We start from the raw sequence: 21,726 nt of genomic DNA on the forward strand, positions 1-21,726 counted from the left end.
GTGGTTTGCCGTAGGCGTGGAGGCGCTGCATCGCCATCCACGCCAACTGCATCAGTGATTCAAAGCGTCGTTCCGGCTTGCACCGGAATGATGCGGAAAAAATAAGACCCGCTTCGATGCATTGTTCGGCGCGGGCACACCCTTCATACCGCAGGTTATCCGTGCGATGAGTCAAGATTTCCGTCCGCCCAACCTGGCGCTGACCACTGTCGGCCTCTCGTTGGCGACCTTCATGCAGGTGCTCGACACGACCATCGCGAACGTGTCGCTGCCGACGATTGCCGGCAACCTCGGCGTGAGCGTCAATCAGAGTACCTGGGTCATCACCTCCTTCGCGGTGAGCATGGCCATTGCGCTGCCGCTTACCGGCTTCCTCACCCGTCGTTTCGGCGAAGTGAAGCTGTTTATCTGGTCGACGCTGCTGTTCTCCATTGCGTCGTTCCTGTGTGGCATCGCGCAGAGCATGCCCATGCTGATCCTGTTCCGCGCCATCCAGGGCGCGGTAGCGGGCCCGATGTACCCGGTCACGCAGAGCTTGCTGATCTCCATCTATCCACCCGCCAAACGCGGCATGGCGCTCGCGCTGTTGGCGATGGTGACCGTGGTGGCACCCATCGCAGGCCCGATCCTCGGTGGCTTGATCACTGATAACTATTCGTGGCCGTGGATCTTCTTCATCAACGTGCCCATCGGTATTTTCGCCAGCATGGTGGTGGGCAACCAGATGAAGGGACGCCCGGAAGTCACCATGCGGCCGAAGATGGATTACGTGGGGCTCATCACGCTGATCGTCGGTGTGGGCGCGCTGCAGATCGTGCTCGACAAGGGCAACGACGAGGACTGGTTCAACTCCACGTTCATCGTGATCACCAGCATCGTGTCCGTGATCTCTCTGGCGGTCTTCTTGATCTGGGAGCTCACCGACAAGGAACCCATCGTCAACCTGCGCCTGCTGCGCCACCACAACTTTCGCACCGGCACCATTGCGTTGGTATTGGCTTATGCGGCGTTCTTCGCCATCGGCCTGCTGGTACCGCAGTGGCTGCAGCGGAATATGGGCTATACGTCCACGTGGGCAGGTTTTGCCGCTGCGCCGCTAGGTATTCTGCCGGTGATGCTCACCTTCCTGGTCGGCAAGTACGCGTCGCGTACCGACATGCGCCTACTGGCCTCGTGCGCGTTCCTGGTGATGGGCACGACCTGCTTCATGCGTTCCGAGTTCTTCCTACAGATAGATTTCTGGCACGTCGCCGGCGTGCAGCTGTTCCAGGGCCTGGGCGTCGCGTTGTTCTTCATGCCGGTGACGACGATTCTGTTGTCGGATCTGCAACCGAACGAGATCGCCTCGGGCGGCGGCCTGGCGACATTCCTGCGTACGCTAGGCGCGAGCTTCTCCGCGTCGCTCACCACATTCCTGTGGGATCACCGTGCGATCGTGCATCACGCACATCTGTCAGAGCACATCACGCCCTACGATACGTCAGCGCAGGTTGCGCTGCAGGGTGTTGGGGTGCAGGGGCAGGCGGCGAACGTGATGCTGGATCAGATGATCACGCAGCAGGGCTACCAGATCTCGTTCAACGAGGTATTCCATCTGTTGGGCTGGGTGTTCTTCTTCCTGATTGTGGTGGTATGGATGGCGCGGCCGCCGTTCAGCGCGAAGGCGGGGCCGGGGGCGGACCACTGATTGTGTTTGTGTGATGTGGGTGGATGAGGCCGCAGTGATGCGGCCTTTTTCTTTGGTTTCGGGTGTGGTGCCGATGTGCTGGTGGGCTTTAGCTCTGCTCCCTCTCCCTTTCGGGGAGAGGGTTGGGGTGAGGGGTGGGTGCTCGCCTGAGCGTTTCATCTTTGCCATCGTCCAGGCGTTATCGCTCAGTTGTCGCGTAGTCGAGATCGGGCCGCCTACGCGGCGGGCGTTTCGCCCTTCTGCCGAAGGCCGAGTCACTTTTCTTTGCTTGCCCAAAGAAAAGTAACCCAAAGAAAGGGCCCCCCGGATGAGGCGCCTTGCGGGCTTCGTCCTCCAGGTACGCGGTCGGGTTCCGGGCTTTTCGACGGGGCTCCTGCCCCGGCGAAAAGTGGCTGGCATCCTTGCCAGCCACCCCTGCGGGGCCTTATCTCCACCCGCCCGCCGCCTCATACGGGGCCCGGGAGATCAAAAGCACCAAGCGGACGGCTCGTGCCGCTGCGCTGCACATCGCGCCAGCAGGTCGCGTTGCTCCTGCTCTAGAGCACAAAGCCAAGACAGAAGAGCAAGAGGATGCCGTTCCGTGGCGAGTTCTCCATACCGGTCGGGAAGCGTAGCGTCCTCTTTCCCAAGCCCCAGCAATCGGAAAGCGTAGCGAAGCCCGCTTTAAGTCCTCTCCGCATCAGCGCGATGTGCAGCTCCGCTGCACGAGCCGTGCGCTCTCGCTTTTGATCTACCGGGCCCCCTGTGCGGCGGTGAGGGGTGGACGAGAAGGCCCGCAGGGGAATCGGCAAGGATGCCGATTCCTTTTCGCCGGGGCAGGAGCCCCGTCGAAAAGCCCGGCCGCCCCTCGCGAACTGGCCGGCTCCACCGGCCAGCGCCAAGTGGGGGTGCCCTTTCTTTGGGTTACTTTTCTTTGGGCAAGCAAAGAAAGGTGACTCGGCCTCCGGCAGGAGGGCGAAACGCCCGCTGCGTAAGCGGCCAGATCGCGGTAACGCATGAGGCGACAGCCGACCACTGACGACACTGGATCCCTGCCTACGCAGGGATGACGGCTTAGATGAAACGGTGAGGCTAGGTTGACCCCTCACCCCAACCCTCTCCCCAAAGGGGCGAGGGAGCAGAGCAGCAGCGTCCACCTCAAAACCATCTAGCCATCCAAACAACAACGGCCCCTAACGGAGCCGTTGTCCTAAACACCACCAACACCACCACCTCAAGGATTAAACGCAAACCCCACCAACGCCATGGTCTCGCCACGGTTGGAACCCTTGATGCCCGCATTCGACGCGTGGCGAATCTGGAACGTCCAATGCTCACCCGTCCAGCCCACCGAATTCACAAACTCGCCGCCGCTGCTCAGCGCAAGCGTGCGACCCGCCTGGACCGCGATCTCCGAGTTCCAGAACAGGTGGTGATACCAGTCGTTGGCGTTGCCATAGCGGATGCGTAAGCCGCCACCGCCCAGCCACACATCGTCGGAAACGGCATTGCCGTAGCGCGTTACTTTGCGGCCGTTGAGGAAGCCCAACGAGGCCATGGGGGCCCAGGTGATGCGGCTGTCGCCGAGGTTGTGCTCGCCCCAGATCGCTTCGACCCAGGCGGTGTTGGTCCAGTAGCCGTCCGAGTAACTTCGGCCACCATTAATTTCGATACGAGTGTCGGCCAAGGCCGTAGCGGAAACGCCGATCAGTGCGAACGCTGCGGCACTGCGCAGGAGGGAGGATCGCATGTGATTTCTTCTTTGTGCTTGGGGGAGGGAATTTATGCACCGCCTAGTATAATTACTTAACTGGACCGACCGGTATTGGAAATAGGTCGAATCGAGGCAACAGTGCGTTGCCTGGGCGGCACAAGTGCGTGGATATCCCTTCCCGGCACACCAGCAGTCTGTCTCAGGTAGCGTGAAGCGCACGCCGAAAATGCCGTAAAACTACGACAAGGGGAGCGGGCTATTGGCGGTTTCGGCGGTGCCTTGGACGTTCCCGCCTAGAGCAGCACGCCGTCCACAGGTTGCAGCGGCGCCGGCAGGTCACGTTCGCCCAGCAGTTCGCCCAGGCCGATCTCGATGGTGCGGCACATGGCGTCGAGGGGCAGGTCGTTGGGCAAGCGGTCGAACGGGTTCTCGATCTGGTCGCCCAGCGCATCGAGCCCGAAGAACGTGTAGGACAGCACGCCCACCATCAGCGGCGTCACCCAGCCGACGCTGCCGATCAAGCAGAACGGCAGCAGCAGGCAGTAGATGTAGACGGTGCGGTGGAGCAGCAGAATGTAGGCGAACGGAATCGGCGTGCCCTGGATGCGCTCACACCCACCCAGCACGTACGAGGCGCGTGTCACCTGGGCATCGATACTCGCCAGCAGGATGACGTCTAGCCGGCCTTCTCGTTGCAGTTGCGCGTAGCCCTGGCCAATCAGGCCAAGCAGCACGTTGGGTGGATTGGGACGGTCCGCGAGCGCGGCTTGGTCTTCCGGTGTCAGCCAGCGGGATACATCGTCGCCCGGCAAGGTGCCGCGCAGGTGGTGACGCAGCGCGTGGGCAAAGGCGATCAACCGGTGCACCATCCGTTCGCGCTCTGCCGCAGAAAGGCTTGCTGGCAGGCTCATCGTCTGCCGCGCCAGATTGCGCAGCACGATCAACAACTCGCCCCACAGCGTCCGCGCGTCCCACCAGCGCTGGTAGGCCACCGTGTTGCGAAAGCCGAGGAAGATCGCCAGCGTCAGGCCCATCAGCGTGGGCGGAATGGCACCCAGCTCCACACCCGTGTGCGGCAGGCGGCGCTCCAGCAGCACCACCGCCACGGACAGCAGCATCATCCCGACCACCCGCTTCCAGATCACCGGAACAATGGAGCCGCGCAGGGTGAACAGCATCAACCGGAGCGAGCGATGCGGAGGGTGGATGACCATGGGAGCGGCTTGGCGGGAACTGGGGAAATGGTACCGCGCTCGCCCCTTAGCCGCGGCGGCGCTTGATCTTCAGGAATCGCCCGGGCAATATTCCCGCCTCATTTATACCCGGATGAAACCATGTCTGCCTTCGAGATCGCTTCCTGCACTGCCTTTGACGGCCATCGGCGGATTGGCGCTGGCACGCTGGCCGAGGTGGCGCTTGCCGTCAAACATGCCGTCGATGCCGGAGCCAAAGGGCCCGTGCTGGTCTTCGATGATCTCAGCAGCCGCCCGGTAGAGCTCGACCTGCGCGGCACGCCGGACGACGTACTCGCCCGCTTGCCTGCGCCACCCTCAGACGAGGAACCCGCGCCGCGCGGCCCCGGACGCCCCCGTCTGGGCGTCATCGCGCGGGAGGTCACCTTGCTGCCACGCCATTGGCATTGGCTCGCGGAACAGCCGGGTGGTGCCTCGGCAACCTTGCGTCGTCTTGTCGAAGAGGCGCGTCGCAGTCATCGCGAGCGCGATGCCGTTCGCCTTGCCGGTGAAGCGGTGGATCGCTTCATGAGCGCCATGACGGGTAATCTAGCCAATCACGAAGAAGCTTCTCGCGCGTTCTGGCGTAAGGAGCGTGAGCGTTTCATCCAGCTGACAGATGCATGGCCCGTCGATGTGCGCGAGCATGTGCGTGTTCTCGCAACGCGCGCATGGCAGGCGGCCATCGCGGGCGACTGATTTCCCCCTCCCCTTCGCGGAAAATTCTCGATGTCATCGTTCGCTGCAAAGCAGCCGCTGCTTACCGAAGGACCGATTGCCCGCACGTTGCTCATGTTCGCCCTGCCCATCTTGGGCAGCACGGTGCTGCAGTCGCTCAACGGTTCGGTCAACGCCATGTGGATCGGCCACTACCTGGGCGAAGCTGCGCTCACGGCGGTGAGCAACGCCAACTTGATCCTGTTCCTGCTGCTGGGCGCCGTATTCGGCCTGAGCATGGCGTGCACCATCCTGATCGGCCAGAGCCTCGGCGCGCGCAACATGCTGGAAGCCAAGCGCGTGGTGGGCACGGGCGTAACATTCTTTGTGTCGATATCGGTGTTGGTAGCCATCGGCGGCTACTTCGGCACGCCGTGGATGCTGCGCGCGCTCAACACACCGGTCGATGCACAGGCCTTCGCGGTGCCGTACCTGCGCATCATCTTCATCGCCGTGCCGTCGATGTTCTTCTACAACTTTCTCATGATGACGCTGCGCGGCGCGGGCGATTCGCGTACGCCGTTTGTCTTCATGGCGTTGTCGGTGGTGATGGACATTGTGTTCAACCCGCTGCTGATCTTCGGCGTGGGTCCGTTCCCGCGCATGGGCATTGCCGGTTCCGCCACGTCCACGCTGATCGCGCAGACCATTGCCCTGTTCGCCCTGATCTTCACGCTGTACCGGCGCAAGCACTTCCTGCGCCTCACCAGCCACGAGCTCGGCTACCTGCGCCCGGATCGGGAAATCCTCCGCTCGCTGGTGGTCAAGGGTTTGCCGATGGGTTTGCAGATGATCGTGATCTCCAGCTCCGCGATGATCATGATCCACATGGTGAACGAGTACGGCTCCAAGACCACCGCTGCTTACGGTGCTGCCACGCAGCTGTGGACGTACGTGCAGATGCCGGCGATGGCGATCGGTGCGGCGGTGTCGTCCATGGCGGCGCAGAACGTGGGCGCCAAACTGTGGGACCGCGTGAGCCTCATTACCCGGGTGGGCGTGCTCTACAACTTCCTGCTCAGCGGCTGCTTGATCGGAGTGATCTATCTGTTCAATCACGCGGCGCTCGGCATGTTCCTGCCCAACGACGCCCAGGCACTGACGCTGGCTCAGCACCTCAACAGCATCGCCGTGTGGTCCTTCATGTTCTTTGGCGTCACCTTCGTGCTGTTTGGCGTGGTGCGTTCCACCGGCGCGGTGCTGCCACCGCTGATCATCCTGTTCATCTCCATGTGGCTGATCCGTCCGCCGTTTGCGCTGGCGTTGGCGCCGCACCTGGGGGCGGACTCTATCTGGTGGAGTTTTCCGCTGGGCTCGCTCGCCTCCATGCTGATGGCCATGGGCTACTACAAGTGGGGCGGCTGGCGACGTGCACGCATGCTGGCCACGCCGATCGAAAAGGCCGGGCAAGACGATTCGGCCGCCGTTGCCGGCCAACAGGCCCCCACCACCGGACAAGGCGTACCCGCCTCCGCGGAGTGACCGGCTTCACCCTTCGCGCCAACGCGCGCGCGGGGTGAACCTCCCTTCACGCTTTGCCACGCGACTGTCATCCGGGCTGCCTAGGGTGGCTCGATGACTCGCATCAACCCTTCACGCCGCCAGTTCCTGCGCGGTCTATTCGACATGGTCGGCGCCGCCACGGCGGCAGAGCTCGGCTTGCTGGCCTGGTCCGCGCCGGCCATCGGCGACGAGAAGATGGCGCGCATGGCCATGCCCCAGCTCGCCGCACCCAACGTGCCGCTGGTGAACCCGGTGACGCTGGCGCGCTTCGTGGATCCGTTGCCCTTACCCGCCGTAGCAAAGCCCGTCGGTCAACGTTCGGATCCCACGCATCCAGGCAAACAGCTGCCGCTGTACCGAATGGAGATGCGCGCGTTCAAGGCGCAACTGCATCGTGACCTGCCACCCACGCCGCTGTGGGGCTACAACGGATCATTCCCGGGCCCGACGTTGGTCGCCAGGCGCAACGAGCCCTTGCTGATCGAATGGGCCAATGCGCTGCCGAAAAAACACTTCCTGCCCATCGACCACACCATCCACGGCGCTGAGCGCAGCAAGCCCGAAGTACGCACCGTGACGCACGTCCACGGCGCGCGCGTGTCGCCATCCAGCGACGGCTATCCGGAAGAATGGTTCGAACCCGGCCGTTCGGCGGTCAGCCACTACCCCAACGCGCAGGACGCGGCCACGCTCTGGTATCACGACCACGCCATGGGCATCACGCGGCTCAACATCTATGCGGGCCTGCTCGGTGCCTACCTGATCGAAGACGACGCGGAAAAGGCACTCAACCTGCCGACCGGCGACTGCGACCTGCCGCTGATCCTGTGCGACCGCCTGATCGCGAAAGACGGCCAGTTGTACTACCCCGTCTCCGATGATCCGGATGCGCCCTGGGTATCCGAGTGCAATGGCAACGCCATCCTATGCAACGGCAAGCTCTTTCCCTTTACGGAGGTCGAGCCACGGCGCTATCGCTTACGCCTCATCAACGCCGCGAACACGCGCTTCTACGAACTTTCATTGTCAAACGGATTGGCATTCACGCAGATCGCCAGCGACCAAGGCCTGCTTGCCGCGCCGCTCACACGTTCGCACGTCACGCTCTACCCGGCTGAGCGCGCCGACGTGATCGTCGACTTCTCCGGCATGGACGGCAAACAGGCGCAGTTGCGCCAGCAGGGCGATGCCATCATGGAATTTCGCGTGCGCGATCGCGGCCGCAAAGACACCAGTGCGGTCCCGGCGACGTTACGCACCATCGAACGCATGGCCGAGGCGAGCGCCGTGCGCGACCGCGTACTCACACTGGGCGAGCAGGATGACGCCGGTGGCAGCCCGATGATGATGATGCTCGGCGGCAAGCACTGGTCCGCCCCCATCACCGAAGATCCGCGCCAGAACACCACCGAGATCTGGAGCATGGTGAACCTCACCGGTGATGCACATCCCATGCATCTGCACCTGGTGCGTTTCCAGGTGCTGGAACGGCGACCGTTCGATCTGTTCGTGTGGAACGAGAGCAAGACACTCAAGTACACCGGCCCGGCGATCCCCCCCGCGCCAGAAGAGATGGGCTGGAAAGACACCGTGCGCGCCGATCCCGGCATGGTCACGCGCATCATCGCCAAGTTTGAAGGTGAGCCCGGTCGCTACGTGTGGCATTGCCACCTGCTCGAGCACGAAGACAACGAGATGATGCGCCCGTTCCAGCTACTGCCGGCCTGACGCGACCCGTCAACCGGCACGTCGCGTCAAGCGCAGTCGCACGGGATCGCGCGGACGCAACGTTACCGAGAGTTGGGGCGTGTGGTCGGCGTGGCTATCGTCATCCAGCGAGAGCATATAGCGCTGCAATAGCATGGCGGCGAGCAACGTCATCTCCAGCATCGCGAAATGCTGGCCGATGCACACGTGCGGCCCTATGCCGAAGGGAATCCAGGCGCCCTTGGGGATATGCGGCGCATCATCCAGAAAACGTTCCGGCATGAAACGGTCGGGTTGCGGAAACCAGCGCTCGTCGTGGTGAATCACCCACGGCGTGACACGCAACATCGCACCCTTCGGCACCGCGTGGCCGGCCAGTGTGATCGGCGCCGTGTTGCGGCGAGTCATCAGCACCGACACCGCCGGATACGCACGCAAGGTTTCCTTCAACGTAGCCTGCAGCCACGGCAGTTGGTCCACGTGCTGCGCGCCGGGCGTGGCGCCGCGCAGTACCTCATCCACTTCGCGCTGCGCACGCTGCGCCGCCTCCGGGTGACGGGCGAGCAGCAGGCTCCACCACAGCAGCGTGGTGGCGCTAGTTTCGTGCCCCGCTTCAAAGCTCACCATGCACTGGTCGAACACCTCCTGCTTCGACAAGCGGTCGCCAGTGGCATCATCACGGGCCGCCAGCAACATCTGCAGCAGATCGTCGCGTGGCGGTTCGTCATCGACCGCGTTCCATCGCGCCTCGATCTGTCGACCCACCAATCCACGCAACGTGGCCAGCGCGTTTCGCTTACGCGCATTACCCGGTGTGGGCAACCAGAGTGGCCATGTCCACGGCACGAACATCTCGTGGAACGCACTGGTCATCAGGGTCTGCGTTGCCTTCGCGGCTGCCTGGGCATCGGTTTGCACCGATTCGCTGAACAGCGTGCGCAGGATCACGTCCATGGTGGCGCCATTCCACAGGTCATTCATGCTCACCTGCGCGGACGATTCGCCCGCAGGCACCGCTTGATCGAGCGCGGTGCGTGCAGCGTCGGTCATCAACCGCGCATAGCCACCCACACGGCGGGCGGTAAACGCCGGCATCAGCATACGGCGTTGCCGTTGCCAGGTATCGCCATGCGTCACCAGCACACTCTGACCAAACAGCTCGCTGAAAACGCGCGTGGCACGCTCCCAGCGGATCAACTGACCCGACTGCGTCACCATCGCCTCGCGGATCAGCGCGGGCGACATCAGATCCCACGCGTCCTCGTTGATCAGGCGCATACGCGTCAGGTCGCCGTACTCTCGCTGCAAGTCCGTGACGAAGCCGAGGTAGTCGGCGCGCATGCGACGCAACAGCGAGAACCCCCACCATCGGTCTGTGGGGCCACTCGGGAGCGCATGATCGGTTGATGCCAGGGCAGCGGTAAAGGTCGTTGTCTTCATGGCGGGCATGCTCTCGCACGACCAATCCACGGTATTGAACGATTACGACATCGCCGACGTTTTACACTGCGGCGCATGGCTACCCTGGTTTCCCCTTCGATGCGTCAGCCCGATGCCTTGCTCCCATCGGGCCAGCTCTGGTTGCCGCGTGCCTCACTGGTCGCCTGCGTGCGCAGCGTGGTGGTGCGCAGCACCGTGGGTTATGCGCTGGACGACGAGCAACGCATCAATCGCTTTCCCGCCACACCCATGTGCAGCCTGAGCTGGTGGTTCGAAGGCAGCAGCGAGATGCTCCTGCCCGCCGATGCGGACAACATGCCCGGCCTGGAAAGCCCGCGCATGCCGCCGCCCGGCCGCTGGGTGTTCGGTGGGCCGCAGACGCAGCCCACTTCGACATGGTGTCCGGGCCCCGTTCACAGCATGGTGGTGCTGCTGATGCCCGATGCCTTGCATCTATTGACGGGATTGGAGCCCGCAGAACTTACTGATCGCTTCGTCGATGCGGCGGACGTGTTGCCGCCGGAGTGGCTGGCGATGTGCGCAAACGTGCAGGACCTACCTGACGACGCGCAGCGCATCGCCTGCCTGGAAAATTTTCTGGAGCCGCGCTGGTGGGCATGCAGGCCGGAGCTGCCGTTGGCCGTGCAGCGCCATGCAGATTGGGCGGTTTACCTCACCCAGCGTGCGGCGACTTCTTCCGTCGGGCGAAGCCTGCGACAACTGGAGCGGCGCATCAAACGTTGGGCGGGCCTTCCACTGCGCGAGTTGCGCGGTTTTGGTCGCGCCGAACGCGCGTTCTTCGAGGCCGTGGAAGCGGACGTGGCGCAGACCGATGTGCGTTGGGCGGATGTGGCGGCAGCGGCGGGCTTTGCCGACCAGCCCCATCTGTGCAGGGTGACGCGTCGCATCACCGGCTACGCGCCGCAGGCCTTGTACGAAGGCATGCAGCAGCAGGAAGCGTTCTGGGTGTATCGCCTTTGGGCGGAAGGCTAGCGACGCACATCGTCCTGCGCGCACGACGTCGCGGCGACGCCTGTTTGATCAGGACCCTTCCTGTCCTCGCGAATCGCAAGGGCACATGACCCTGTGTGCGCACATTCGCGCGAATGTGTCGCCGCGCGCGTTTCTAGATATTTTTCACGATGCAAACGCAAGGCAATTTCTTGCCGTTATTGCGCTCGCCCGCAGTCGTTCGATCGCACAGGTCGCACAGCCATGCGCTTTGCCCTTGTCTAAATTTCGCAAACATTTGCGGCGTCTCCGCATTGTCATGTAGCACGTCATCCCTGTCGCAAAAGCGCCAAGGGTCCGTCATCTGTGCGGACCAGACTCGCCGCCGGCCGCACCCCTCCACGTTGCGAACAGGTGCCGGTTAATCAGGGGGTCCACTCACGCAGCCCTTCCAGGGATCGCTGCAGGAGATCGAAGTCATGTCTATGACGCACGTCCGCAAGCGGCTGCTGCCGCTCGCTATTGGTACGCTTGCTGTCGGCTTGGCCGGCGTGGTGAGCGCGCAGAGCAATCCCACCGAGCAGAATGCCGCCGCGGCTACCCAGGCTCCCGCGACCGGCGTCACCGTGCTGCACACACCGGGTGGTGACCATGACGATCGCAGCGATCGCACCCGCACGCCCATCAAGCATGTGATCCTGCTGATCGGCGAAAATCGCACGTTCGACCACGTGTTCGCCACGTACACGCCGCCCAAGGGCCAGAGCGTGCACAACCTGCTATCCGAAGGCATCGTCAACGCCGATGGCACGCCGGGCCCGAACGTCGCCGTTGCCAAGCAGTGGCAGGCCAGCAACACCGGTAAGTACTCCGTAGCCCCCACGCACACCACCGCGTTCACCTCGCTGCCGCAGATGAACACCGGCGGTGCACCGACGCAGGCGCCATTCGCGTCGGCTGCGCAGGCGCAGGCCATCGAGCCCGCACTGCCCACCAGTGACTACAGCGAGTTGGCTGCTGGCGGCACCGGCCTGCCGAACGACACCATCGACACGCGCTTCCCGTCGGTGCTCGCCAATGCGCCGGTCGATATGCATGCATCGATCAGCTACGACGACTACGCCAACAGCCCGGTGCATCGCTTCTTCCAGATGTGGCAGCAGCTGGACTGCGACACCAACGTCGCCACTGAAAAGAACCCCAGCGGCTGCCGCATGGATCTGTTCCCGTGGGTGGAAACCACCGTGGGCGCCGGCACCAACGGCAAGACGCAACCCGCCGGCTTCGATGACGAATCCACGGGCGAAGGCTCCACCGCGATGCAGTTCCTCAACATCGCCAAGGGCGACGTGCCCTACTTCGCCGAGCTCGCCCGCACGTATGCGTTGAGCGACAACTTCCACCAGTCGGTGATGGGCGGCACGGGTGCCAACCACATCATGCTGGGCTTCGGTGAGCCCATCTACTACGCCGATGCGAATGGCGAGCCGGCGACGCCGCCGTCGAACCAGATCGAAAATCCGGACGCACAGTCCGGCACCAACAACTGGTACGTGCAGGACGGTTACGGTGGTGGTTCCTACGTCAACTGCGCCGATGACACGCAGCCCGGCGTGGGCGCCGTGAAGGACTACCTGAAGTCCCTGCCGTATCACACCTTCCACGGCACCGACTGCAAGAAGAACGCCTACTACCTAGTGAACAACTACAACCCGGGTTACCTGGGTGACGGCACCCCGGCCCCGCTGGGCGCTACCCAGTTCACCATCCCGCCGACACGCCAGGACAACCTCGCGCTGCTGCTTTCCCGCCACCACGTATCGTGGAAGTACTACGGCGAAGGCTATGCAGACGGCAAGGAGAGCGGCGAAGCCGGCACGTTCTGCAACATCTGCGATCCGTTCCTGTACTCCACGCAGGTCATGACCAATCCGAAGCTGCGTGCGAACAACCAGGACATCACCGACCTGTACAACGACATCCAGAACGACACCCTGCCGGCGGTCTCCATCGCGAAGCCGGATGGCATCCTGGACGGACACCCGGCATCGTCCAAGCTGGAACTGTTCGAAGGCTACGTAAAGAAGATCGTGGACATGGCCAAGGCCAACCCGAAGGTGTGGAACGACACTGTGATCATGGTGACCTTCGACGAAGGCGGCGGTTACTACGACTCGGGCTACATACAGCCGGTGGACTTCTTCGGCGACGGCACGCGCATCCCGCTGCTGGTGGTGTCGCGCTTCTCCGAAGGCGGCCGCGTAGTGCACACATACTACGACCATGTGTCCTTCGACAAATTCGTCGAAGCCAACTGGGGCCTGCGTGAAACCATCTCGGGTCGCAGCCGCGACAACCTGCCCAACCCGGTGGCGCTGCCCAACAACCCGTATGTGCCGCTCAATGCACCGGCCATCGGCAACCTGATGAACATGTTCGACTTCGACCGCGATCGTCACGGTCATAGCTACGCAGCAGCTGAAACACAAGACTGATCCAATAGCAGGGAACCGGACCCCGCCCGCTCAAGCGGGCGGGGTTCTTTTTGCGTAGTGGGAGTCGTTGCCGGCCATGAAACCGATCCGCCAAGCCGTTCCAGGCCGCCGAGGCCACACCGTCACCCGCGCGCTTGCCGTGCTGGTGTTGCTGGCTGCCGCGTTCGTGGGTGAGCCGGGTCATGCCGATCCAGGCGATTTCCAGGCCATGCCCGGCCTTTGGAAGATCGTCACGCGTGTGTTCGATCACGGCAAGGAAGGCCCGCCGCAGATCACTTGGCATTGCGTGGATGAAAGTCCGGACCCGTGGGTGGAGTTCGCCCAACTACCTGTGCCGGGCTATACGCAATGCGAACGCGCCGATCAGCATCGCAGCAGTACGGCGCTCAGCTGGACGCTGCAGTGTCAGAGGCTGGTGGACGCGGCGCGCGGGCGGGTGAAGTTTGATTCGGCGGAGCATTACACCGCGGGGGTCAGCATCAAGGGGCAGGATGTGGTGCAGGTGGAGGGGCGCCGCTATGCGGCGTGTACGAGTCCGAGGGACTGAGACCAATTCACCTTGAAGACTTGGCTTCCGCGCCAGGCACTGAGTATGAAAGACCAGGCCCGTGCGTCGTACCGTGTTGTACATCTAACACCTAAAAACTTGCCGACCTTTGGGTCGGCAAGCCCAAGCCGCTATCAGACGGCTACGCTACACAGACCGATCAAACATTAAATATTGTAGCAAGCCAAATCTGAGCCATCGAGCCAATGGATGCACCACAGAACTTGGGTGCCTACCTTTGTATCGTCTTTGATTGAGGTGGCGCTGCTACCGGGCCTTCCAGTGGTATTGCCAGTGTCGGCCATCGTTGCGGTCGAAGAAAGCATCATCAATCCAAATACTGCAGCAATAACGTGCATCCGATTCTTCATAAATGTCCTTCCTTTTATGAGTTAGTGTCGAGTACGTCTAGATGCTCCATGTGACAAAACTGGCCTGGATAAACGAAATCCACTGCCTTGCGCTTCAGTCGCGCGATTCTCTTTCGCAAAGACCATTAACCAACACCCATTGCGTAGTTAATCGCACAGGTTCGCTTCTGAGCAGTAACTCCAGGCGCTGATTTGCGTCAGCTGCGGAGCGATCAAAAGGTTGCATATGACAGATGTGTAGGTCAAGCGGCCACATGTTGAAATAGCGCTTGGCTATTTATGGTTCGCCATAAAAAGCCAAGCGTTCTTCAGCGCTCTTTGCGGTAAGTACCGCCTCTTAATCTGCCGACATATTTTCAAGAGACGATTTCTGGCGCGTCATTCGCGCCATTTAAAAGGGCTATGTCAGCCATTTCGAGAATCGCCTCTGATGTTATCCCCGCACGATGGCCCGAGATGCGCTGCCTCCGGGAAGCGCATCTCGGGCCACCGCCCTTTCTAGGGAGTCGCATCGATCGCCTTGGAGATTTTGTTTAGCTTCGCTCTTTTCATCTCGCGGCGCGCCTTGCGCGCCGCCTTGCGGATCTTGCGGTCGTAGTTCCACAGATAAATGGCCGGCGTACTAAGCAGGGTTAGCAGCTGCGATACCAAAAGTCCGCCCACAATCGCCACACCCAGCGGTTGTCGCATCTCCGAGCCCACGCCGAAGCCAACGGCGAGAGGCAGCGCCGCGCCCATGGCCACCAAGGTGGTCATAGTGATGGGACGGAATCGTACCAGTGCAGCCTCCCTGATCGCATCCGGTGGCGATAGCCCGCGCTCACGTTGCGCTACGAGGGCGAAGTCCACCATCAGAATCGCGTTCTTCTTCACGATGCCGATAAGCATCAGGATCGCGATGATGGCCATCAATGTGAGCTGTGTGTGAGTCACCAGCATGGCCAGGAAAGCACCCATGCCAGCTGCCGGCAGCGTAGATAGGATAGTCAGCGGATGGCCCAGGCTTTCGTAGAGAATACCCAACACGATGTACATCGCCACAATGGCGCCGATCAGCAGCACCATGCCGTTGCTCTTGGCTTGCTGCAGGCGCTGGTTCTGGCCGGTCCATTCCACACGTACGCCTTCGGGCAGGCCGGTCATGATGGCGGCGTTCTCCACCAGTTTCGTGCCCACGTCCTGCGAAACATCCTTGGCCAGGTTGTAGGTGATGGTCGAGGCTTCCAGCTGATTGTGATGGCGGACGCGGGTCGGGCTCATGTTCGGCTCGATATGTGCAATCGCCGAGAGCGGAATCATCTGGCCTGACGCGTTCCGCACACGCACATTGAGGAGGGTCTCGGGGCTCAGTGAGGTCGCCGAACTGGAGGTCAGCACCACCCAGTACTGGTTGATGTCCGAATAGATGATCGACACTTGGCGTTGGCCGAAGGAGTTAAGCAGTGCCGTGTCCACGTCACCGATGGTTACACCCAGTCGGCTGGCGGCGTTGCGATCCACTTTGACCTGCTGTTGCTTGCCGACCAGATCAAAGTTGCTGCCGACGTCGCGGAATTCCTTCATCTTGCGCATCTGCTGCACGAGCTTCAGCGTCCATGGTTGCAGGTCGTCGCCATTGCTTCCGATGAGCTGGAATTCGTATGCACCACCCTTGTCGCCGCTGCCGCCACCGCCGAGGAATTGCACCAGACTTAGCGACACTCGGATGCCGGCCATCTGGTCGTACTGCTTGGCCAGGCGTTCCATCACCGCCTTCGCGCTTTCGTGGCGGTCGTTCGGGCCGCTGCCTTTGGGCTTCAGGTCAACGAACATGCTGCCCGCGTTGCCCACCGCGCCGGTACCATCATTGCCACCGAGCGTGGTGAGTACGTCGAGCACGGCGGGGTCGGCCTTCATCATGTCGGCAGCCTTCTGCGCCTGCGTGGCCATCAGCGTCGGCGAAATGTTGGCGTCGGCGCGGATGTCGCCCTGGATCATGCCGATGTCTTCTTCGGGCATGAAGTTGCCGCCAGCTGTCGCCACCACCGCGGCACCAAGGGCGAAGGTGGCGAACAATAGAATGATCGGTTGCCAGCGCATCACGCGGCGATGGCGCATGGCCCAGTCGAGGGATCGCTCATAGATTCGGTGAAAGCCCTTGTCCATGCGCTCTAGCGCCAACTCCAGGCGGCCAGGTGTGCGCTCGCTCGGCTCCTCATGCTTGAGTAATTTGCCGCACAGCGCCGGTGTGAGGGTGAGCGAGATGATGGCTGAGATCACCACGGCTGCCGCCAGCGTCACTGAGAATTCGCGCAACAGCATGATCAACATGTTGTTACCGAATAGCAGCGGTGCGAATACCGCGACCAACGACAGTGTAATCGACACCACGGTGAAACCGATCTCGCGAACGCCCATCAGCGCAGCTTGTAGCGGAGGTTCGCCGTGCTCCATGTGGCGCACAATGTTCTCGATCACCACGATGGCATCGTCAACCACAAAGCCGATACACAGCACCAACGCCACCAGCGACAGCGTATTGAGCGTGTAGCCCAAGCCCAACATCACCACAAAGGCACCAGCGAGCGACAGCGGCACGCTCAGCGAAGCAATCAAGGTGGGACGAAGGCGGCGCAGGAACACCAACATCACCAGCACTACCATCGCGATACTGATCATCAGCGCGACTTCGACTTCATGCAGTGCCGACTTGGTGGTCGTGGTTAGGTCGAAGATTGGCGTGATCTGCACATCAGCCGGCAACCACTTGCTGAACTCTGGCAGGCGACGACGGACTTCGTCTACCGTCTCCACCGCATTCGCCTCGGGGCGCTTGCTGATCTGCATCGCCACGGTGGATTGGCCGTTGAACCATGCGCCCTGGTAAATATCCTGCTGGCCGTTGTAGACCCTAGCTACGTCTGATAGCCGTACCGGTGCGCCGTTGCGGGTGGCGACGAGGACGTTGGCGAAATCGCTGGCTTCGCGCAGGCCATCGTTTGCCGTCACCGTCATCTGGGTGCGGCCATCGGTGAGTACGCCTTGCGGCGAGGTCACGTTCGCGGCGATCAACGCGTTGCGTACATCGTTGGCAGTAAGGTTCTTCGCGGCCAGTGCGTTGATGTCCAGCTCCACGCGCACGGCGTGTGGCGTACCACCGAAGACCTGAGCCTGGGCCACCCCTGGAATCTGCGAGACGGCGGGCTGCAGCAACGTATTGGTGAGGTCGTACAGCTGGTCCTGCGGCAGGCTGGTCGAGGTGAGGGACACCAGCAGAATGGGAATCTGCGAGGTATCGAATTTGAAATACTGCGGTGGTGAAGGCAGCACCGGCAGATCCGCCTGCGCCGCATTGATGGCCGCCTGCACATCTCGCGCGGCCTGATCCGCTGTGCGGTCGAACGTAAAGCGCACCTGGATCGACGCCGTACCTTCCGCCGCATTACCGTACATATCATCGATGCCGGGAATGCGGCCGATGTGCCGCTCCAGCGGTGCCAGCACCGTGGAGGCCATGGTCTGCGCGCTCGCACCCGGCAGCTGCGCCACGATGTACACGCCGGGGAACTCCAGCGACGGCAGCGCCGCCACGCCCAGCAGGCGATACGCGAAGACGCCCGCCAGCAGCAGGCCTAAAGCCAGCAGCGAGGTGCCCACGGGGCGGCGAATCAGGGGGGCGAAGATGTTCACTCAGTTTCCATACTGGTTAGGGCGGCGCACGCCCGTCACCCAGGCAGACCATCAGCGCGGGCACACGTTCACGCAAGCAAGGCGCAAGGCCCAGGTATGCCGCTCTTTATGCCTGTGAGGACGGGATACGCGAATGTGCCTGAAGTCGGTCCGTGCCGAAAGGCAGGGGGTGAGAAAAGTGAAGATGCTGACGCATTTGGGGTGTTTTGCATGGCTTTGGGCACGCGGTTCGCTCGCCTTTGCTCCCTCTCCCTCGGGGTGAGGGTTGGGGTAAGGGGGCAATCTAGCCTCACGGTTGTGTCGTCATCCCGGCCTTTGCCCCCTTTTGGGGTACGCAGGGATAACGGTTTCATCGAAACGGTAAGGCGAGCACCAACCCCCTCACCCCGCCACCGGCTGCACCTTCAACCCCCGCTTAGCCGCCCGCCTCGCCTGCCGCGCCGCCTTATGCACCTTTCGATCGTAATTCCATAGATAAATCGCCGGCGTACTCAACAACGTCAGCAACTGCGACACCAGCAAGCCACCGACAATGGCAATACCCAGCGGCTGCCGCAACTCCGAGCCAATGCCAAAGCCAACAGCCAACGGCAACGCGGCACCCATGGCCACCAGCGTAGTCATCGTGATCGGGCGAAAGCGCACCAGCGCTGCCTCGCGAATCGCATCCGGCGGTGAACGTCCATGCTCACGTTGCGCCACCAGCGCGAAATCCACCATCAGAATCGCGTTCTTCTTCACAATGCCGATCAACATCAGAATGGCGATGATCGCCATCAGCGACATCGGCGTACCCGTCACCAGCATCGCCAGAAACGCACCCGCACCGGCCGCCGGCAGCGTGGAAAGAATGGTCAGCGGGTGGCCCAGGCTTTCGTAGAGAATGCCGAGCACGATGTACATCGCCAGGATCGAACCAAGCAGCAGCACGTTGGCGTTGGATTTGGTTTCCTGCAAATTCTGCGCATCGCCCGAATAGCCTAGCTGTATGCCCGGTGGCGGCCGCACATCAGCCACGATCTGCTCGATCAGCGCCGTCGCCTTGTCCTGCGGAAGGTCCTGTTCGGTGTTGTAGTAGATCTGCGTGGCTTCCAATTGGTTGGTATGGATCACCAGCGAGGGCTGCACACTGGGCTCGATGCGCGACACCGCCGACAGCGGCACCATGCTTCCCGTATCGCTGCGCACATAAGTATTGAGCAGCGTGTTCGGGCTCAGCGATCGCTCCGATGCCGACGTCAGCACCACCCAATACTGGTTGATGTTCGAATAGATGATCGACACCTGACGTTGACCAAACGCGTTGTACAGCGCCGAATCGATATCACCCATGCTCAGATGCAAGCGTCCTGCGGCAAGGCGGTCAACCGTCAGCATCTGCTGCTTGTCGACGTTGTCGTAGTCGCTGGTGACGTCGCGCAGCTCCTTATGCAGGCGCATCTGCTGTGTCACCTTGTAGACCCACGGTTGCAGGTCGGCGTTGTCGGCGCTGATCAACTGGAAACTCTGGCTGCCGCGGTTGGTATTGTCGTTGTCGTTGAAAAAGCCGATGGAATTGAGCGCAACGTGCAGCTCCGGGACTTTCTCGTACGCTTTGTTGAGCCGCGTAATGGTGTCCTTGATCGACTCCGCCCGCATGCCCGGTCCGTGACCACGCGGCTTAAGGTCCACAAACATCGTGGCCTGGTTGCCTACTGCGCCGCCGGCATTGTCGCTGCCCAGGAACGTGGTGACATCGAGCACGGCGGGGTCGTTCACCATGATCGCCGCCGCCTTCTTCGCGCGCTCCGCCATCAGGGTGGGCGAAATATTATTGTCCGCCGTCACGTCGCCCTGAATCATGCCGATGTCCTCCTTCGGCATGAACTCAAAGCCATAGAGCTTTACCACCGCCATGGCCATGCCCACCGTCAGCGTCAGCAGAATCAGCGGCTGCCAGCGCATCAACCGGCGATGCCGCATCGCCCAATCGAGCGCTCTCTCATAGACGTGGTGTAACGCACGGTCAAAGCGCTCCAGCGCCTTCTCCATGCGATTGGGCTCACGGCCGCCCGCGTTCTCCAGCGTAAGGTAGCGCCCGCACAACGCCGGCGTCAGCGTCAGCGAAATAATGGCCGAGATCACCACCGCCGCCGTAAGCGTTACTGAGAACTCGCGCAGCAACAGCGTGAACTGATTGTTGCCGAACAACAGAGGCGCAAACACGGCAATCAGCGACAACGTGATCGACACCACCGTAAAACCGATTTCCTTTACGCCATCCAGCGACGCCTGCAGCGGTGGCGAGCCCTGCTCCATATGGCGCACGATGTTCTCGATCACCACAATCGCATCGTCCACCACAAAGCCGATGCACAGCACTAGCGCCACCAGCGATAGCGTGTTGAGCGTAAAGCCCAACGTCCACATCACCGTGAACGCGCCGGCCAGCGACAGCGGTACGCTCAGCATGGCGATCAACGTCGGCCCCACGCGGCGCAGGAACACCAGCATCACCAGCGCCACCAATAGCACGCTGAGCAGCAACGCCACCTCCACCTCGTGCAGCGCGGATTTGGTGGTCTGCGTCAGGTCGAAGATCGGCGTGATCTGCAGGTCCGCCGGCAGCCACGCGCGCATTTGTGGCAGCTTGGCGCGTACAGCGTCAGCGGTGGCAACCGCGTTGGCCTCCGGCCGTTTGCTGATGCGGATAGCCACCGCGCGATGGTCGTTGAACCAGGCCGCCTGATACTCATCTTGCTGGCCCGTCGTCACCTTGGCCAGATCCGACAAGCGCACCGGCGCACCCTTCTGCACCGCGATAAGTAGGTTGCCAAACTCCTGCGGTGTACTGAGTGATGCCGTGGTGGCTACCGTCATTTGCGTGCGCCCGTCGCTCAGCGCACCCTCTGGCGAGGTCACGTTGGCGGCGCGCAGTACGTTGGCCACATCGTTGGCCGTCAGGCCCTTGGCTGCCAGCGCCTCCGTATTGAGCTCCACGCGCACGGCCTTGGGTCGGCCGCCGATCACACGCACTTGCGCCACGCCGGGAATCTGCGAAAGCGCCGGATTGATCAGCGTGTCGGCCAAATCGTAAAGCTTGTCCGGCGGCAGCGAGCTGGAGGTAAGCGACAACAACAGCACCGGAATATTGGCGGTGTTGAACTTGTAATAGCGCGGCGGTATCGGGATGTCTGACGGAAGATCCGCCATGCTCGCGTTGATGGCCGCCTCCACATCACGCGCGCGTTTGTCCGTGTTGTTGCCAAAGTTGAAGATGATCCGTATCGACGTCGAACCGTCGTTGCTCTCCGAATGCATCTCCTTGATGCCCGGTATGCGGCCCAGGTGCCGCTCCAGCGGCGCGGCCACCGTCGCCGCCATGGTCTGCGCATTCGCTCCCGGCAATTCCGTGTAGACCACCATGCCTGGAAATTCGAGCGACGGCAGCGCCGCAACACCCAGCAGCAGGTACGCCCAGAACCCCGCAAGCGCGAGTCCAAACGCCAGCACCGAAGTGCCGATGGGGCGACGTATCAAGGGTGCGAAGAAGTTCACGATTCGGTTCGTTGGCGGCGGCGCGCCCCGTCCGCGCCTTAGGACACGGGATCCTTCCTGTGGCGATCTTCCCGTACGTCTTTATGCACGCAATGGCGCAATGGCGAATGTGCCGTTAGTGGTGTGCCGAAGGCCATGCAGGTGAAGTCTTGCGTCACCCTTAAGCCACCGTCACCA

Annotated in this window: 12 protein-coding genes; 7 read left to right on the top strand and 5 right to left on the bottom strand. The window is 62.1% G+C overall.

Translation table 11 applies throughout. The features are described 5' to 3' along the window. Positions 1-166 precede the first annotated feature (166 nt). Positions 167-1,687, top strand: coding sequence for a DHA2 family efflux MFS transporter permease subunit (locus tag DyAD56_RS04790; RefSeq protein WP_102301783.1), 1,521 nt, complete (start codon positions 167-169; stop codon positions 1,685-1,687). 1,213 nt (positions 1,688-2,900) lie between these two features. Here DyAD56_RS04790 and DyAD56_RS04795 read toward each other — a convergent pair. Beyond that, positions 2,901-3,416: a lipid A 3-O-deacylase gene (locus tag DyAD56_RS04795; RefSeq protein ID WP_102301610.1), complete on the bottom strand. Its 516-nt coding sequence runs from the start codon at positions 3,414-3,416 to the stop codon at positions 2,901-2,903. Between the two features lie 257 nt (positions 3,417-3,673). Next, positions 3,674-4,594 carry a bestrophin family ion channel gene (locus DyAD56_RS04800; protein ID WP_102301611.1) on the bottom strand — a complete coding sequence of 307 codons (921 nt, stop codon included), beginning with the start codon at positions 4,592-4,594 and terminating at the stop codon, positions 3,674-3,676. A gap of 120 nt (positions 4,595-4,714) precedes the next feature. On the opposite strand from DyAD56_RS04800, the gene DyAD56_RS04805 reads away from it, so the two are divergent. The 3 genes from DyAD56_RS04805 to DyAD56_RS04815 all read left to right on the top strand — a co-directional run bounded on the left by DyAD56_RS04805 (position 4,715) and on the right by DyAD56_RS04815 (position 8,560). After that, positions 4,715-5,311: a DUF2239 family protein gene (locus DyAD56_RS04805; RefSeq protein WP_102301612.1), complete on the top strand. Its 597-nt coding sequence runs from the start codon at positions 4,715-4,717 to the stop codon at positions 5,309-5,311. Positions 5,312-5,341: 30 nt separating this feature from the next. Then, complete coding sequence (locus DyAD56_RS04810; RefSeq protein WP_102301613.1) at positions 5,342-6,811, top strand: MATE family efflux transporter; 1,470 nt, start codon at positions 5,342-5,344, stop codon at positions 6,809-6,811. 93 nt (positions 6,812-6,904) lie between these two features. Then, positions 6,905-8,560, top strand: a complete 1,656-nt coding sequence (locus DyAD56_RS04815; RefSeq protein ID WP_233202284.1) for a multicopper oxidase domain-containing protein — start codon at positions 6,905-6,907, stop codon at positions 8,558-8,560. A 9-nt stretch (positions 8,561-8,569) separates the two neighbouring features. Here the strand turns inward: DyAD56_RS04815 and DyAD56_RS04820 are convergent, their stop codons facing one another. Beyond that, entirely contained in the window at positions 8,570-9,979 is a 1,410-nt protein-coding gene (locus DyAD56_RS04820) for a cytochrome P450 (protein WP_102301785.1), read from the bottom strand. Between the two features lie 99 nt (positions 9,980-10,078). On the opposite strand from DyAD56_RS04820, the gene DyAD56_RS04825 reads away from it, so the two are divergent. From DyAD56_RS04825 to DyAD56_RS04835, 3 genes are all read left to right on the top strand, one after another. Then, complete coding sequence (locus DyAD56_RS04825; protein ID WP_102301614.1) at positions 10,079-10,972, top strand: helix-turn-helix domain-containing protein; 894 nt, start codon at positions 10,079-10,081, stop codon at positions 10,970-10,972. A gap of 437 nt (positions 10,973-11,409) precedes the next feature. Next, a complete protein-coding gene (locus DyAD56_RS04830) occupies positions 11,410-13,425 on the top strand; it encodes an alkaline phosphatase family protein (protein WP_233202285.1) in 2,016 nt (671 codons plus the stop codon). 76 nt (positions 13,426-13,501) lie between these two features. Next, positions 13,502-13,972, top strand: a complete 471-nt coding sequence (locus DyAD56_RS04835) for a DUF3617 family protein (RefSeq protein WP_102301616.1) — start codon at positions 13,502-13,504, stop codon at positions 13,970-13,972. 869 nt (positions 13,973-14,841) lie between these two features. Here the strand turns inward: DyAD56_RS04835 and DyAD56_RS04845 are convergent. Further along, positions 14,842-18,012 carry an efflux RND transporter permease subunit gene (locus DyAD56_RS04845; RefSeq protein ID WP_102301618.1) on the bottom strand — a complete coding sequence of 1,057 codons (3,171 nt, stop codon included), beginning with the start codon at positions 18,010-18,012 and terminating at the stop codon, positions 14,842-14,844. A 381-nt stretch (positions 18,013-18,393) separates the two neighbouring features. Then, a complete protein-coding gene (locus DyAD56_RS04850) occupies positions 18,394-21,549 on the bottom strand; it encodes an efflux RND transporter permease subunit (RefSeq protein ID WP_102301619.1) in 3,156 nt (1,051 codons plus the stop codon). Positions 21,550-21,726: the final 177 nt, after the last annotated feature.

The sequence above is a fragment of the Dyella sp. AD56 genome, assembly GCF_002878475.1.
In the GTDB taxonomy this organism is placed as follows: domain Bacteria; phylum Pseudomonadota; class Gammaproteobacteria; order Xanthomonadales; family Rhodanobacteraceae; genus Dyella.